Raw genomic sequence first — 17,687 nt, 5'->3', positions numbered from 1 at the left:
AAATAACATAAATAAAGAAAAAACTAGTTGAAAATAGTATAAAAATATACTTTACAACTAGTTTTTTTAGAACATTTAATTTTATGTTAGTTTATATTTATACATATCATTATCTTTAAACTTTTCAATTTTATTTTCATTAAACAGATAATCTAAATGAGATAATGTTTCTCCAACAGCAAACCATTTTTGGTTATCTGGAAATTCTGTCCATGATTTTCCTCTCATATTCCATTTCATAAATGATGCTATTTCATATGCTGTCAGTCCTTCTTTAGCAGATTTTTCTTTGATTACTTCAAGAGTATCTGTTAATCTTGATTTATGATGCTCTATTATTTCATCTATTCTGCTATAAACATCATCAGAAGTTGCTCTATGCCCTGGAAATGTTTTTGTTATTTCAAGTTTTTTTATTTTTTCAAGGCTTTCAATATAGTTTCTTAGAGAATCTTTTACCCTAAGCCAAGAAGTTATATTAGGAGTTATATCAAAAAGTATATGATCTCCAGAAAATAAAAGTTTTTCTTTTTCAAGGTAAAGGCATGTGTGTCCAGGAGTATGCCCTGAAGTAAGAATAACTGTAAATTCCAGTTTATCCACATTAAATTTATATCCATCTTCAACTAAAATTGATTCAAACATTCCATCAGGAGCAAAGATTTTTGCTTGATTGGTATCTCTTAATCTCTCGATGATTTCATAAGGAAAACCTTCTGAAGCAAATCTCTTTTCTGATTCTTCCCAATTAAAACCTTCTAAATTTTCAAACATATACTCATAATCAATTTTTCCAATGTAGACTTTACTACTTTTATGAGCAATTTTATTTATCAGTCCAGTATGATCAGAGTGGAGATGAGTTAGAAAAATATCTGTTTTTTCCATATCCACATTAAGTTCCTTTAAATTTTCTATAAGTGCTTCATGACATTCAGGACGATTAAAACCAGTATCAATTAATAGATTTCTATTTTCTAATTTTATCAAGTAAGAATTTAAAGTTTTTAATGGATTTTCTGGTAATGGAATTAACATTCTATATATTTCTGGCTTTTCGTAAAGTAACTCTAGCATATTTTATCAACCTCACTTATAATTTAATATGTTATATAACCACCTTTACTTAAAAGTATATACTTAATTTTAGTATTTTACAATTAAAAGAATGATTCATAAAAAAACAGAAAGTATATATTTTATATTTCTAAAAAAGCTTTGAAGTAGTTTTTTACATAAGTATAGTTAAATGAAGAAAAAAGGTATATAATATCAAATATTAAAAATCAGATAACAGGGGGAAAGTTTTATGGAGCAGGTCTTGATGAAAGCATCAGCTTTTGTTTTTATTATAATAATGGGATATGTACTGAAAAAAAGAGGTTTTTTTGCACCAGATGATTATAGGATAGTGACGAAAATAGTTATAAATATAACCCTTCCAGCAGCTATAATAAATAGCTTTGGAAGTTTTCAAAAAGATGATTCGCTTTTTATTCTTGTTCTTCTTGGATTAGGATGTAATATGGTAATGATACTCATAGGATATATTCTTTCAGATAAAAAGGGAGATAAGTTAAGGGCTTTGTATATGCTTAATTTATCAGGATATAATATAGGGGCTTTTACATTGCCGTTTGTACAAAATTTTTTAGGAGCTTTTGGAGTGGTGGCAGTATGTATGTTTGATATAGGAAATTCTATAAGTTGTACTGGAGGTTCTTATGCAGTGACATCAGCAGTAATAGGAAGTGGAGAAAAGGCTTCTTTTGCTCAATCTATTAAAAAACTTTTTTCTTCTGTGCCTTTTGTCACTTATACTGGAATGTTAATATTAGCATTGCTGAATATACACATACCTAAAGAAATAATTTCTCTTACATCTGTGATAGGGGCAGCTAATGGATTTGTTTCTATGTTGATGATAGGAATGATGTTTGAGATAAAATTCAGGTATGATTACCTTTCAAAAGCTGGATTTATACTTGCAGTTAGATATCTAGCTTCTGGAATACTGGCATTTATATTTTATAAATTCATGCCTTTTCCACTGGAGATTCGTCAGGTATTAGTAATAGCAGTCTTTGCTCCAGTTTCAGCATTATCAGCAGTATTTACTGAAAAATGTGATGGAGATGTGGGAATAGCTGGATTTACAAGTTCAGCATCGATAATCATAAGTATAACAATAATTACTTTCCTTTTGGTATCAATGGGAATAGGAATATAAATAAAAAGCTGACTCATAGAATAAATATATTTTAAAATCTTTTTAGATTTTTAAAACTATTTTTATCTCAATGATATCAGCTTTTTTTAATTATTTTATTTATTTTGTGGAAATACAACTATAAGCAGCATTTTAAAAGCCTCTTTTGCAAAAACTGAATGTGGTTTATTTGCAGGCATTACAAGAGTTTCACCTTGATTTAGAATATATTCTTTTCCATCTACCATAAAAGCTCCTATTCCTTCTAAAACTGTAACCATAGCATCTCCAGAAGAATCATGTGTTCCTATTTCTTCATTTTTATCAAATGCAAATACAGTTATACTTACTGCACTATTTTGAGCAAGAGTTTTACTCACTACCTGCCCATCTTGTATTTTAACAAGATCTTTTAAAAGTGTAACTTCTTCGTGAGGAATATTTTTTAAGATATTTAGTTCCATTTTTTCCCTCCTAATTAATATAAAATTTTCTTTTCTAAATTATATAAATATTATACTACAGATTTTTATAGAGAACGGTAACATGTGTTACTGTTCTTTTATCTTATTTTATAGAACTTTTTATAAAAAAACATATCATTATAAAAATAACAATACAAGTTTTAAAGTATTTTTTTAATGAATGAAATCTATAAATCTAATTAAGATGTCATAATGAAAAAACAGAACTATAATAAGAGGTTTTTTTAGTTTGTGTACTGAAAATTAATATGTTATAATTTAAATATAAACTTATACAGTATATAAAAATTCTATAAAATAGCAATTATTAAAGTGTATAATGCCATACTTTAAAAATAATTGTTTGTCAAATTTAAAAAAGTATACAGAATATATATAAGTTGAATTTTAAAACATCAAGGAGGAAATATGAAAAAAGTACTTTGGGTACTTCTTTTTTTATCTTGTTTGAGCACAATTCTTTTATCACAAGAAATAAGTGAAAAAGAGGGAAAAAAAGTAATTGAGGACATAAGAAGAGATCTCAATGAATCCCTTGAAGAAAAAGTATTTAGAAGCAAAAATACTATTGAAACTAGAACAGCATCAGGGGAAGCAGCTTTTGAAACAGGAAAAGAAAGAATGGCATTTTTAAAAATGGAAGAAAAAGAAATTATGGAATTTGAAGAAATTTTGGGGATGGAAGCAAATGAAAACAGAGTATTTTTAAGTCAAAAATTTGATGAAATACACAAGGAGTTCAATTTCAATAAAAATGAGATTGAATCTATTTCAATTGAAAATAAGAAACTAAATGAATACTTGAGTAAACTTAATAACATTGAACAGAAGATAAGAACTGGAAATTAAGGGGGGAGATTTTATGAGAAAGAATGATATTGAAAAATCTCTGAAGAGATTTTTAAAGAGAAGAGTCAGTTATTCCTTTTCACTTTTGATAGCTTTTATGATAACAGGTGGAATAGCCTTGGGAGCAGGAATAACAGCAGAAGAGATTCATGAAACAAAAGGGGATTTATTAATTAAGATTCAAGAAGAAAGAGAAGCCATAAAGCAAAAATTATTAGAAAATCAAAGTAAGATGAAAACACTAAATTTGGATTCAAGGATTCTTTTGAAAGAAGCTGATTTTTATTCTAAACCAACAGCACCAGCATATGGATTTTCAATGATAGGAGGCTTTAAAAAAGCTGATAGTGTAAGTAAAGACTGGAAAGGAAGTGTAAGAGGAGACACTTCTATGGATAAATTAAGAAAAAGATTTAACGAAGTACATGGAACATCAGCAGAAACAGGAGAGAAGGGAACACTTCTGGGAGCAGCACAATATACACATAATAATAAAGCAAGTGGATATGCTTCAAGCGGTTGGATAAATATGAGTGGAAATTATCATTCAAATACAAATGTATATGATGCAGAGGCAAAGTTATTCATTCTGCCAGTGGTAAAAGCACCAGTAGTAATAGAACCAACAGTGCCAAATGTAGCGTTTACAGTGCCCACAGCTCCAACAGTGATACCAGTGACATCACCAGCAATAGCTTCAATAACAGTAGGAGCGGTAAATATAACAGCTCCAACAGTTGTAACTCCAACTGTGACACTGCCAACAACACCAACAGCACCAGGGGATATAATAGTAACAGTAAATGAACCAAATATAAATGTAAATATAGGGACAATAAATGTAGCTGGACCAGGGGTATTAAATATACCTAATTTAGTTACGCCTAATATAGTGATTTCTTTGAACCCTGTGGCACCACCTTCAATTATACCGCCATCACCAAGCGTGTCTACACCAATAGCACCTTCAGCTCCTACTTTTACTTCATATGTAGCTCCAGGAGGAACTTGGCTGAATATGAGTGGAGAAGGAGGACCAGTAGGACATGGATTAAGGGGATATAATAATTTTAATTCAAATGTTTTGGCAGCTTCTACTACAGCTTTACAATCAAATGGAACAGCAGGAAATCTTGGAATAGGACAAGTTAGAAGATTAACAGATACTTCTATGCCACTTTTTGGAGGAATGAACTTAAATGGTAATGGAGCAGTAAGAGGAGAAATATATGCTTATAGAGATGCAAGCGGTGCAAAAACTGGTTATAAAAATATAACAAGTACAACAGCTGTTGCTGCATATACTCCATATTATTATAGTGCAACACATGGCGGATCATTTTTGGCAATATCTGGAAGTGCTCAAAGACCTGGATATACTTCTGGAACAGTTCTAAATGGAGAAATAATAGGACAGAAAAACAGATGGATAATGCATAATCATTGGGCAGGAACAGTGGTACAAAACATAGATTTTAAAATAGGTGGAGCAGATGGAGTACCTGGAACTGTGGGAATGCAGCCAGGAGATGCAGCAAAGTATGGAGAAGCTGGAGTTCTGCTGATAAGAAATGATAGCAGTATGAAAATAAAAGATTCAACAATAGAACTTATGGGAAAATCTACAATAAGTACAGATATTCTTCATTGGGGAGCAAATTATCTGACATCTTTAGAATTAGAAAATGTTACTATAAAGATAACTGGAGATCAAAATACTCTTTTTAATAATGTACCTTATTCAGATCAAGGGACATGGTCTACTGTTGATATAAATTCTAAAGTTGTAGATTGGGGAAGACCTAGACAAGATAATGGGTTAGGAAAACAGGGAGTATTTGGAAAAACTACAATGGGAATAGATACAAGTACTAATACTATTTATTATATTTCAGCCAGTAGTTCATACAGATGGAATGGATATAATGGAGGAAATACAGTTTTATCAGATGGAACTACAGCAATACACAGCCATATAGCTAATCCAGAGGCTTTGTTGGTATATACTCCACTTATGGGAAGAGTAAGATATGAAAATAAAGATTCTGGTGGAAATAAAGGAACATTCTACTTTAATGGATCAGGGAATGTAGGAACATGGGTGCAAAAATATGTTCCAGACAGAACTAAATATGGATATGGCTTACCTGGAACTGAAGCCCCTATTATAGATTTAGGTGAAGTATACATGACAGGAGATGGGAATGTTGGAATTTATCTAGCAGAACACCAAGCTAGGAATAGACCTGATTATTATGGAATATTTCAGGGAACGTTACCTATAGATTTTAAAATAGGAACTTCATTAAATGGAGCTAGTGGAACTTCTCAAATAACTGCTGGAAATAAAGATGGGGATGTAACAAAATCAAGTGGAAATGTGGCTCTTTATGTTGCTTCTGGACAGAGAAAAGAATTAACTGTAGCCAATGGATATTTTCCAGCAACTACTAATTTAAAAGCTTATAACAATACAAATAAATATGGAACAGGAATTGGAACTTCAGCAGGAACACAGGTAGGGTATCCAGAGTTAACTGCAGCAGCTCATGCTATACAAAATCTTAAAATAGATAACTACAGTGCAGTGTTTGGAAAGTATTCTAAAAATAATATAGCAATTGTGGCAAGAAATGGAAGTGTTGTCGAATTATCTACAGCTTCAATAATAACAGATGGACAAACTTCAGCTACACCAGATGCAGATAGAGCAGAAGGGACAATAATTGCTTTTGCAGAAGGGGTATGGTTCAATCCAAGACCAGCTGTAATTGGAGCCAATAATGGAGGGTTAATAACAGCTCCTGGGCAGCCAGTGGTGACTGATGGAAGAGCTGGGCAAAAATATGTGCCACAATATGGTTCTTCAGTTCTTATTTCACAGAATATAGCTTTAGGAAGTAAAAAAGCTGTAGCAGTATTTGCTAAAGATGGGGCAAAGATAGAAACAAAAAGTATAACTATTTATGGGGCTGAATCTACTGGAGCTTTTGCTTCTGGACATAAAATATGGGCTACAGAAAACTTAGAGAGTTCAATAGCTCATGGTGGAGGAACAGCAGCTCCTTCAGTTATCAATATTGCTGGAGATATAGTTCTTGTAAATGGAGATAAGAATAAAGGTGTTGTTGCCATGAGTGGAGCAACAGGAGATGGAGCCCAAATAACTGTAACAGGAAAGCTAAATGTAGAGGGTCTTGGAGTTTATGTAGATGGAGCAAAGTCAAAAATAGCAATAAATGGGGCAGGGAGTACTCTTACATCTGGAGCAGATGGAGCTTTAGTAGCTTTAAATGGAGGACAGCTTGAATTTAAAGGTGGAACTATAACTCATGGAGTAGATGATCAATTGGCCTTTTATTCATCAGCAACAGGAAATTCAAAGCTTACTTTTACAGGAGCTACAATTTTAAATATAAGTAAGGGAGTAGTTTTCTACGGAGAATCTTCTAATTTTACTTCTGGAGCTGGAACTTCATTATACAATGGAATGGGAAATTTAACAGTTAATTTAACAGGAAATGGAGTGAATCTAGGAGTATTTAAAAATATAAATGCTATATGGGATGGAACACCAAATTATTTAAATAATCCAACAAATGGATTAGTAAATATCCCTAAAGCAGCAGCTATTGATCCTAATGGACATTGGTATAAAAGTAGTCTGGATGGAGGAACACTTGATATAAATACTGATGTTAATAGAGATAATATATCAGTGGGTGGAACAGTTGGAGATGGATTTAACGATATAGTAATGGAAAGAAAAGCTGTTACTTTAAACGCTGGAAAAAATGTAAGTTCTGTAGCAGGAAGAGGTCTATATCTTGGTTCAAATACTACTGCAATATCTAATAATGAGTCTGGATATACTATTAAAGGAACAGTAGATATATCAGATGGCATAAATGAGGCTGTTGGAATTTATACAAGTTATGGACATATAAATGTGGATAGTGGTGGAGTTGTAAAAGTATCAAAAGGAGTAGGAGCATATGGAATCAATGGAACTAAGATAGAAAATAAAGCTGGTGGAAAAATAGAACTGGCAGATTCAGATTCAACAAATCAATCTATTGGAATTTTATCACTTGCTACTAATAAGTCTGGAACACCAGATACTTATGGAAAAAATGCAGGAAAAGCTGGACTATGGGGAGAGGTTATCAATAAGGGAACTATTGGTATAACTGGAACTCATGGAATAGGTATCTATATGGAAAATAATCATAATAGTGCTGCTAAAAGTCAGATGACTATGCATAATGAAGCTCCTATTACACTTGGAGATGATGGAAAAGGTATTGTAATAAGAAGCACTAATACCACTGGAGCTGGAGGAACTCTTACTCTTAAAGATTCTGGAAGTGGAAGAGATATCAAAGTAGGTAAAAATGGTGTTGGAATATATGCTCAAGGTTCTGATGTAAAAATGAATGGAAATTATGGAATAGAAATCCAAGAGGGAGGAGTAGCTCTTCAATCAGAAGGGAATACAATCATATCTCATACTAATGCAGCAGATAAACTTACAGTGGACTATGCTGGAACTTCAGGAGCAGGGAATACAGCTATAGGAATAGCTTTCAAAGGAACAACAGGAAATACTTTTAATAATAATATGAATATGGAAGTATTAAATACTAGTGGTGCAGAAACAATAGTAGGTATCTACGGAACAGGAGCAGGAACACTTACAAACTCTGGAGATATAACAGCCAAATCTACAGGATCTTATGGAATAATTTCTGAAGGTGTAAATGTAGTAAATACTGGAGTTGTAACAGTAGGAGACAGCTTAGCCCCAGTAAGTGGAGCAATAGGTATTTATGCTAAGGATGCATCTGTAGATACTGTTGGAAAAGATATTGTAATAGAGGGAAATGGAGACAGTTCAACAAGTGTACATCCTATTGGAATATATGCAAAGAGCAGTATTGCAGGAAATAGAGAGATAAAAGTTACTAATGGGTCTGCTCCAATGAGTGTTGCAGGAAAAGCTGGAATAGGAATATATGTAGAGGATACTATTGGAACAGCTTTAAGATTGAATAACTCATCAAATATAACTTTGGGAGATTCTTTATCAACAGCAGACAGAAGATTTGGAATATTTATGACAAATACTAAAAATACATTGAATGAAACAAGTGGAATAGTAAATGTAGGGAAAAATAATATAGGTATTTACAGTAAAGATTCTATACTTAAAAACAGTGGAACAATAAATGTTGTACATAATGAAGCTGGAACAGAAAATATAGGAGTTCACAATGTAACAGATAATGGAAACTTTACATTTAGTAACTCTGGAACGATAAATGTAAATGGAGTATCAAATATAGGTATCTCTGCTAAAACAACAGGAGCTCATCAGGGGATGATTGAATTAAATGGAGGAACTATAGTTGTAACAGCAGCAAGTCTTGCTGATGGAAATATTCCATTAGGAATATATGCATCAGGAAATAATATAACAGTATCTTCAATAGCTCCAAGCAATATAACAGCAGCTCCTAATGCTGTTGGAATATATATGGATGGAGATAATACTTCAAAAACAAGTGGGCTTATGAATCTTTCTCTTTCATCTGATACAGGTGGTAAAATGGGGATAGGAGCTTACTATAAAGGCGGCGCTTTTGCAGATACAGGAACAATGAAACTAAGCAGCACGTCTACAGCGCTAAGTGGATCAGATCCAGTAAGACCTATTGGGCTATACTATGGAACAGGTTCTGCACAAAATAAAACTGATATAGAAATTGTATCAGGAAGTGATGAAATCATAGGAATGTATGGTTCAACTTTGGCGCCGTTTACTAACAGCGGAAATATAACATTAAATGCTAAAGGAATAGGAGCGTACTTCATAGATACAGATGTAGCAAATAGTGGAAATGTAACAGTAAATATAGCTGATGGATATGGAATGTACTTCAAAGGAGGAGACTCTTCATCAACAGGTACTATAACATCAACAGGAAATAATTCTGTAGGGGTTATTGTAACTAAGGCAGGTTCTTCATTTACAAATAGTACAGGAGGAATAATAAATTCTGGAGGTTCATCATCAATTGGGGTGTATGCAGAAAATGGAGCTACATTTACAAATGCAGGAACTCTGAATTCTACTCTTGCAGGAGGAAGTATAGGAGCCTTTGCTAAAGGATCTACAATAGAGAATACAGGAACAATAGGTTCTCATTATCTTGGACTATATGGAAAAGATGCTTCAACTATCAACTATACATCTGGAACACTGACTGTCAATAGCGGTGTAGGAATACTTGCTGATGGAGGAAGTTCAGTAGTTAATCTTAATGGAGGAACTATAACAGGAACTGCTAATATTACTACATCAGTAGTTGGAAAAAATACTGGTATAGTAGATCTAAATGGAACAAATATATCTCAGACTGGTTCTGGAACAGTAGGTATAGTATTAGATAGTGGAAGTTCAACATTAACAAGTGGAAATATATCTGTAGGAGCAGGTGGAACAGGTGTATATGCAGAAAACAGTTTAGTAAATCTAGCAGGATACAGTGGAACTATTGCTATGGGAAATCAGGGAATAGCTATGTACTCTAAGGATTCAGCACTGTCTTCTGGAACATTAAATGTAAACTATACTAATACTGCCAAGGGAGTAGGAATTTACTACGCAGGAACAAATCCAGTAACAAATAATATAACAGTAAACCATACAGGAGATAATCTTGTAAGTATATTTACTGATGGAATATCTCTTACAAATACAGCAGCTCAAACTATCAATACTGATGGAATAGGAATATATGGAGACAATGGAGCAGCAGTTTCTAATCAAGGAACATTGGCTTTATCTGGAGATGATACAATAGGTATCTATTTAGATGGAGCAAGTTCTACAGTAACAAATATGGGAACTATAACAGGAACTCCATCAATTGTAGGAAATAAGATAGGAGTTTATGTAAATAGTGGAGATATAACAGGAAATACAGCATATAACTTTGATATTGATGGAGGAATAGGAATCTATCTGAAAAATAATGCTGTAAGCTATACAGGAACTATGTCAGTAACAGGAGATTCTACAGCAGCAAACAGAACAATAGGGATATATGTAGATCCATCTATTACTGGAACTCTTGGAGCAAAAATAAATGTGACAGGAGAAGATGCATTAGGTATATATCTTGCTGAAAACCTAGGAGTAGCAGCAAATATAACATACAATGGAGAACTTAATATTACATCTTCAAGTACAGCAAACAAAGGAATAGGAGCTTTACTTGAACAGGGAAGCACATTTACTTTAGGTGCTGGCGGAAAAGTAGATATAGGCGGAACAAATAACATGGGATTCTATGTTAAAAATGGAGCTAATCTTAATGTAGCAGGAGGAACAGTAACAAATACAGCAGCAGGTATCTTTGCATATTTGGATAATGGAAATCTTCATTTTACATCAGGAACTCCTGTAAATATTAATTTTGCCAATGTAATAGTATCAGGGGCACTAGGAAATATACTTAATGACACTGCTATAACTGTAGGAACAAGTGGACTGCAAGGAGACAGCGGAGCAACAATAACTAACTCTAACCTTGGAACTATCAATGGAAATGTAATAAATGCAAAAGCTATGGTAGGAACAGGAGTGGGAACTACTCTTACAAATGCTGGAACAATAAATCTTACTGGGAATACATCAATAGGAATGTATACTGAAAATTTTGCTGTTGGAACATCAACAGGACATGTATCAGTAGGAGATAAATCAGCAGCATACTATGTTGGAACTGATGGAACTATGAATATAAGCGGAACAGCTTCAGTTGGAGAAGACTCAACTTTACTATTTGGCGCTGGAGGAACAATCAACTACACAGGTGCTGATATAGTTATGAGCAATAAAAGTATAGCTCTTACACTTTCAGATTCAGCTTCTTTGGTAGATTTCAACAACAGAGAAGTGACAACTGGGACAGAGGGAACAGGAATATTTCTTACAGGAACAGGAGATATTTCTAAAGTGACAAACCTTGATAAATTAAATGTATCAAATAAATCAACTGGAATATTTATGGACAATAATGTAGCATTGAATACAGGAATAAAGATAGACCTTACAGGAACAGAAGCTATAGGAGTATTTACTACAAATAATGGAAATATAAACTATTCTGGAAATATAGACTCATCAACTGTAAAAAATAAAGGAATAATTAATACAGGTACAGGAACTACTGTAAATAGTGGAACTATGAAGCTTATGGGAGATTCAAGTATAGGTATGTATAGCGAAAATGGAACTATGATAAACAACTCATCAATAGAAGTAGGAAATGGAGCTTATACAGGACTGGTACTTAATTCAGCAGTGGCTATGTATGGTAAAAATGTAACTTCTGTATCAAACACTGGAAATATAGAAATAGGAAAAGATGCAGTAGGTATATTTGGAGAAAATACTGTTGTAACAAACAGCAATTTTATTCAAAGTACAGGAGCAAAGAGTACAGGAATCTATGGACTTCAGGGAAGTGCATCAAATACTGGAAGTATAGTATTAGGAGATAGTTCTAATGGTATATTTGTAAAGAATGGAACTCTGATAACAAATACAGGAAATATAACAGTGGGAAATACTAATTCAGCTGGAATCTATGGAGCAGGAACTACTTCAGTAAATCATAACAGTGGAACAATAACTGCTGGAAAAGAATCTGTTGGAATAGCTACAGAAAATGGAAATATAACAGTAGCAAATGGCGCTGTTATCAATGTAGGAACAGATTCATCATATATCTATTCTGCTTCAGGAACAGGAACAAATAATACTAATCTGTCATTAAGCGATCATAGTATAGGGATGTATACAAAGTCAGGAACTATGATAAATAATGCTAATATAACAGTAGGAAAATCAACTGTAGTATCAGGACTGCCTCCAAAAATTTCTGTAGGAATGGCAACAGAAACAGGAATTGTAGAAAATTCTTCTTTGGGATATATATATGTACCTGATGACCATGGAGTAGGAATGGTAGCAAATGATGGAGGCCATGGAATAAATAGAGGAACTATTCAAGTAGATGGAAAACTTGCTTATGGAATGCAGGCAACTAAGTATTCAACATTGGAAAACTATGGATTAATTACAGTAGATGGAGCAAATTCAAGAGGAATGGCAGCTACTGATAATTCAATAGTAAGAAACCATACTACAGGAACTATTACAGTAAATGGAGCAGACAGTGAAGGAATCTATGCAGACTATAAAGCAACAGTTGAAAACTATGGAACAATAAATGTAAATGGAGCAGGAAGAACAGGAATATATTTAGGTACTGATGGAGTTCTTCTTAATAAAGGAACTATAAACATATCAGGAGGAGAAGGAGTAGTAGAAGGTAGTGGAAGTCTGACAAATGTTGGAGATATAACTATCAATGGACCAACAGCTTCAATAGATGGAGTAACTATTACAAATACAGGAACAATAACAGTAAATGGAGCGCTTGATTTTGGAACTATAACTTTAGGAAGTACAGCAGGACATATAGGAACAATAAATGCTGAATCATTTAATAAAGGGCAGTTCATAGTTCTTCCAAATGTAACTCAAGGAAGCAATCATGATATGTATACAGTACAATATCTAAATGGAATTACAAATGTACCAAATCATGGATCTATAACAGCAATATCTCATTCAGTTTCATTTATAGCAGATGTACAAAAAGATGATACTGATCCTAATCTAATAAGAATAGTAATGGTAAAGATACCATATAAGAAACTTCTTTCAGGAACAGAAGCTATAGAGTTTGGAAAAGGATTGGATGAAATATATGCTGGAGCAGCAAATAAAGAACTTGAAATGTTTGATGCGCTGGATATGATATCAGATAAAGATGAACTTGGAGCAACATTTGATAATGAACTTAGAGGAAATGTATATGCAAACATCCAAACTAGAATGTTGGATATTAACGAAGTATTCACTACATCATATGAAAATTTAAAAAATAACAGACTTTATTCAAGAGAAACTCTGAAGATAGGAGCTATCATGACTGGAGGAGAAACAAAGAGCAAAAGAGCAGGAGTGGAAGATTATGAATCTAAATCTCTTGGAACAATGATATTAAAAGAGTATGATCATATGAAATATGGAAGAATATCTAACTGGAGTGTAGGATTTACACAGACTAAATTTGATTTTGACCCTGGATCAAAAGAAACAGTTTACTCACTAAATGCAGGAGTAGGATTTGAAGACTATATAAAAGATAGTAAAAATTTGAAATACTACACAAGAGGAGAGATAAGTGTAAATCATCATGAGACAGACAGAAAGATACATTTGAGCAGTGGAACATATGAGAATACAGGAAAATTCTGGTCAGGAACAGTGGAATGGAAAAATAAATTAAGATATGACATCCCATTGGATAGTGAAAAAATAAATCTTGGAGTATTTGGAACATTCAACTTAGGATATGGAAAGTTTGAAGATTTCAAAGAAAGTGGAGATGGAATAGAACTGGATATAGAGTCAAGAGATATGTACATAGTAAGACCAGGAGTAGGAGCAGATATAGCTTTCAATAAATATGCACAGTCAGGAAAATATAGTCTGATAGGAAAAGCAACAGCAGAGTATGAACTGGGAAAAGTATATGATGGAGCAAACAAGGCGAAAATCAAAAATACAGATGCAGGATACTATGACTTAGAAAAACCAAAGAAAGTAAAAGAGATAATAAAAATAGGTGCAGAACTTAAATATGAGACAAGAGAAGGACACAGTATAGGATTTGAAGTAACAAGACAGGAAGGAAGCATAGATGCAACTAGATATGGAGTAAATCTAATGTATAGATTCTAAAAATATCAATTAAGAAAATGAGAGTGACTAAAAAACTAAATTATATATTTAATTACAAGTCATTCTCATATTTCTAAAATTTAGAAATATAATATAATTTTTAGAAAAAATAAAGAAACAAAGAATAAAAAAGAGCAGTTCTTATTAAAAAATTTGAACTACTCTTTTCTTTATTTTGATTAACTCTGCCAACATCTGCATTGCTCTATACGTTTTCCTTCATCTCCCTGTTCTTTATCATATGCAAATTGCATAAGAAGTTCACATGGGAATATATCACATTGTCCACAATGAGCAAGATTTTTATTTTCACAGCATGATTTTACAGGGCAGCTTTCTCCCCAAAAAGGTTTATTGATATTAACACAACCGTTGCAGCCTAATTCTTCTTTATAGTGACATTTTTCACAAAGTATACCACATCTTGATTGAATCATAGTGCCCTCCCTGATATTAATCTATAGTAATTATATTCCCAGTATTGTTATAAACAAAATCCTTTTTAGTTTCTTTCAATATTTTAGTAACCTTTTCTCCTGTACAATGAGAAACTCCAAAAAATTCTATATTACATTCATCGAAATACTTGAGAACTTTCTCTATTCTGTCATCACTGGCTTTTGACAGATGAAGCCCTCCCATAATACCATATATTTTCTTTCCGGTACGTCTTTTTATATTTTTGATTATATTAGCTATTCCTATGTGTGAGCAACCACAAACTACAAGAAGTCCTTTAGAGGTATCAATTCCAAGAACGATTTCATCCTCCATATTATCAAGGATATAGTTATCATATATTTTTCTAAAATAATATCTGGTAGGAGTTTCAAAGTCATTTACAGGTTTAAAATCTGTAAAGAGAGTTATATTTTTAGAAAGCTTGTATTCGCTGCTGTTTATATAATTTATTTTTACTCCTTTATCCAATATATATTTTTCATTGAAGTTGTTTCCTAGAAATTCATGAATAATTCCAGTTATTCTATGCTTTTCCTCAAAAAATGTTTTACTGATATGAAGAGTAAAAGAATTATTAAAATTATCTAAAAGTTCTCTTATTCCTCCTGTATGATCAAAATGACTGTGACTTAATACCACATGTTTGATATTGCTTAATGGTACTTGAAGTTTTTGTGCATTCTTAGTGAAATCTCCACTTTTACCAGTGTCAAAAAGTACAGATATGTCCTCATCTTCAATAAATAAAGACAGACCAAATTCATATTTTAATTCAGGGTTAGAGTTAGCTTCATTTTCTATTAAAGTAGTTATTTTCAAGTTTGCACCATACCTTTATAATTAAGAATTCACTATATTGGAATTTCATTATAGTGGAAGATTATTTTTTTGCAGAAAACCAATAAACTACAGATGGACTATTTTTAGGATTTTTATATCTGTGAGCAGAACCATGTTTTATTACTATTGAATCACCTTCATGAAGATAGAAAAGTTCTTTATCTATTTCAATTTCCAGCTCTCCTTTTATAACAATTCCTATTTCATCATATAGATGTCCCCATGACATATCACTAAAGTTATCCCCTTTTTCAATAGTGATAGCAATACCATTAAGATTTGATTTTCCATTGAGAAGACTTTCTATTTTTACATGAACTTCAGGATTTTCAAGAATCTCCTCTCTTTCCTCTTTTCTAGTAACTGGTGAATGAGTATCAGTAGGATCTAATATTTCCATTAAGTTTACAGCAAGAGCCTGACATATCTGCTGTAGATTACTGATAGACGGACTATTAAGATCTCTTTCTATATTACTTAAAAAACCTATAGAAAGTTTAGTCATATCTGACAGATCTTTTAAAGTGTAATTTTTTCTTTTTCTAATTATTTTTATTTTCTCCCCTAGTGTCATTAGTTATAGCCTCCACACTGTTAATTTTATATATTATACCACATTAACTAAAAAAATTAAAATAATATCACTATGCTGGAATTTCAGTTTTTTAAAAATTATATTAAAAAAATACTGAAAAAACAAGCTTAATTTAAGAAAAGATAGAAAAAATTACTAAATAAAAACGTATACAATCGAAAAAATTCAGATTATATTTCAAAATAGTGGAAAAAATTGTTGAAATAATTCAACTCATGTGTTATACTTTTTTCATGTATGTAAAAAAACAATAATATTCGTAAAAAGAACGAAAACTATTGTTAAATTATATCAAACAAAACGTAAAATTAAAATGTACAAAGAAAGAAGGAGATCTTTAAAATGGAAATGATTAAAGGAATAGCATTATTACTTGTGGTTTTGGCAGGCTTTTCTCTATTTAGTTTAAAAATGCCTAAAGGTATGAAAGCGATGGGAGCATTAGCAGGAGCAGCAACAGCTAGTTTTCTTGTAGAAGCTTTTCAACTTTATGTAGGTGGAGATTTGCTAGGTTTTGAATTCTTAAAAGGTGTAGGTCAGGCAGCTGGATCTATGGGTGGAGTAGCAGCAGGAGCATTAGTACCAATAGCTCTTGGAGTAAATCCTACTTATGCTATACTGATTGGAGTATCTGTAGCAGGATATGGAATTCTGCCAGGATTCTTAGCAGGGTATATACTTTCATTTGTAGTACCTAAGTTAGAGCAAAAAATACCTCAAGGAGTAGACCTTATAGTAATAATATGTTTAATTGCTCCATTGGCGAGATTTATAGCAACTGTATCAAATCCAGTTGTTAACTCAACTCTTTTAAATATAGGAGGAATACTGGAAAGTGCTTCTCACTCTAATCCTATACTAATGGGAATTGTTCTTGGTGGAATAATAACTGTAGTAGCTACAGCACCTCTTTCATCAATGGCACTTACAGCTATGTTAGGTTTAACTGGAATTCCAATGGCTATTGGAGCTCTTGCAGTAATGGGATCATCATTTATGAATGGAGTTTTCTTCCACAGAATGGGATTTGGAGATAGAAAAACGACAATAGCAGTAGCAGTAGAACCTTTAACTCAGGCAGATATTATATCTGCAAACCCTATTCCTGTATATGTTACTAATTTTATTGGAGGAGCAGCAGCAGGAGTTATAGTATCACTGTTTGGACTGGTAAATAATGCAACTGGAACAGCAACACCAATAGCAGGTCTTATGGTAATGTATGGATTTAATGATGCAATAGTAGTTACAAAAGTTGCACTTATGTGTGCATTAGCAGGAGCGGCAGCAGGATATTTAGGCTCAATAATATTTAAAAATTATAAAATTAAAACAGTTGATGAGATAAGAGGAAACTAAGTA

At 32.5% G+C, this 17,687-nt stretch carries 9 protein-coding genes; 4 read left to right on the top strand and 5 right to left on the bottom strand.

Translation table 11 applies throughout. The features are described from left to right. Window positions 1-81 precede the first annotated feature (81 nt). Complete coding sequence (locus tag C4N20_RS05910; RefSeq protein ID WP_005978422.1) at window positions 82-1,077, bottom strand: MBL fold metallo-hydrolase; 996 nt, start codon at window positions 1,075-1,077, stop codon at window positions 82-84. Window positions 1,078-1,309: 232 nt separating this feature from the next. On the opposite strand from C4N20_RS05910, the gene C4N20_RS05905 reads away from it, so the two are divergent. Then, window positions 1,310-2,230, top strand: a complete 921-nt coding sequence (locus C4N20_RS05905) for an AEC family transporter (RefSeq protein ID WP_005978420.1) — start codon at window positions 1,310-1,312, stop codon at window positions 2,228-2,230. Window positions 2,231-2,325: 95 nt separating this feature from the next. Here C4N20_RS05905 and C4N20_RS05900 read toward each other — a convergent pair whose 3' ends face one another. Next, on the bottom strand, window positions 2,326-2,673 hold the full coding sequence (locus C4N20_RS05900) for a cupin domain-containing protein (RefSeq protein WP_005978418.1): 348 nt from the start codon (window positions 2,671-2,673) through the stop codon (window positions 2,326-2,328). Window positions 2,674-3,102: 429 nt separating this feature from the next. Here C4N20_RS05900 and C4N20_RS05895 point away from each other — a divergent pair, with 429 nt between their 5' ends. Beyond that, complete coding sequence (locus C4N20_RS05895; RefSeq protein ID WP_005978416.1) at window positions 3,103-3,543, top strand: hypothetical protein; 441 nt, start codon at window positions 3,103-3,105, stop codon at window positions 3,541-3,543. Window positions 3,544-3,556: 13 nt separating this feature from the next. After that, a complete protein-coding gene (locus tag C4N20_RS05890; protein ID WP_106878560.1) occupies window positions 3,557-14,428 on the top strand; it encodes an autotransporter-associated N-terminal domain-containing protein in 10,872 nt (3,623 codons plus the stop codon). A 179-nt stretch (window positions 14,429-14,607) separates the two neighbouring features. On the opposite strand, the gene C4N20_RS05885 is transcribed toward C4N20_RS05890, so the two are convergent. The 3 genes from C4N20_RS05885 to C4N20_RS05875 form a co-directional block, all read right to left on the bottom strand. Then, entirely contained in the window at window positions 14,608-14,865 is a 258-nt protein-coding gene (locus C4N20_RS05885; RefSeq protein WP_005979886.1) for a DUF3795 domain-containing protein, read from the bottom strand. Window positions 14,866-14,881: 16 nt separating this feature from the next. Continuing rightward, window positions 14,882-15,709, bottom strand: a complete 828-nt coding sequence (locus tag C4N20_RS05880; protein ID WP_005979885.1) for an MBL fold metallo-hydrolase — start codon at window positions 15,707-15,709, stop codon at window positions 14,882-14,884. A gap of 61 nt (window positions 15,710-15,770) precedes the next feature. Next, complete coding sequence (locus C4N20_RS05875) at window positions 15,771-16,304, bottom strand: helix-turn-helix domain-containing protein (protein WP_005979884.1); 534 nt, start codon at window positions 16,302-16,304, stop codon at window positions 15,771-15,773. A gap of 363 nt (window positions 16,305-16,667) precedes the next feature. Between C4N20_RS05875 and C4N20_RS05870 the strand changes: the two genes are divergently transcribed. Then, on the top strand, window positions 16,668-17,684 hold the full coding sequence (locus tag C4N20_RS05870; RefSeq protein WP_005979881.1) for a PTS sugar transporter subunit IIC: 1,017 nt from the start codon (window positions 16,668-16,670) through the stop codon (window positions 17,682-17,684). The last annotated feature ends 3 nt before the right edge of the window (window positions 17,685-17,687 follow it).

The sequence above is a fragment of the Fusobacterium ulcerans genome (genome assembly GCF_003019675.1).
Lineage (GTDB): Bacteria > Fusobacteriota > Fusobacteriia > Fusobacteriales > Fusobacteriaceae > Fusobacterium_A > Fusobacterium_A ulcerans.
Note: the sequence above shows the minus strand (reverse complement) of the source record. Positions and strands in the feature narration are given on the sequence as shown.

Coding starts and splice junctions, on each gene's coding strand:
- C4N20_RS05870 (WP_005979881.1), top strand. CDS start 16,668: ATGGAAATGATTAAAGGAATAGCATTATTACTTGTGGTTTTGGCAGGC.
- C4N20_RS05875 (WP_005979884.1), bottom strand. CDS start 16,304: ATGACACTAGGGGAGAAAATAAAAATAATTAGAAAAAGAAAAAATTAC.
- C4N20_RS05890 (WP_106878560.1), top strand. CDS start 3,557: ATGAGAAAGAATGATATTGAAAAATCTCTGAAGAGATTTTTAAAGAGA.
- C4N20_RS05885 (WP_005979886.1), bottom strand. CDS start 14,865: ATGATTCAATCAAGATGTGGTATACTTTGTGAAAAATGTCACTATAAA.
- C4N20_RS05910 (WP_005978422.1), bottom strand. CDS start 1,077: ATGCTAGAGTTACTTTACGAAAAGCCAGAAATATATAGAATGTTAATT.
- C4N20_RS05905 (WP_005978420.1), top strand. CDS start 1,310: ATGGAGCAGGTCTTGATGAAAGCATCAGCTTTTGTTTTTATTATAATA.
- C4N20_RS05900 (WP_005978418.1), bottom strand. CDS start 2,673: ATGGAACTAAATATCTTAAAAAATATTCCTCACGAAGAAGTTACACTT.
- C4N20_RS05895 (WP_005978416.1), top strand. CDS start 3,103: ATGAAAAAAGTACTTTGGGTACTTCTTTTTTTATCTTGTTTGAGCACA.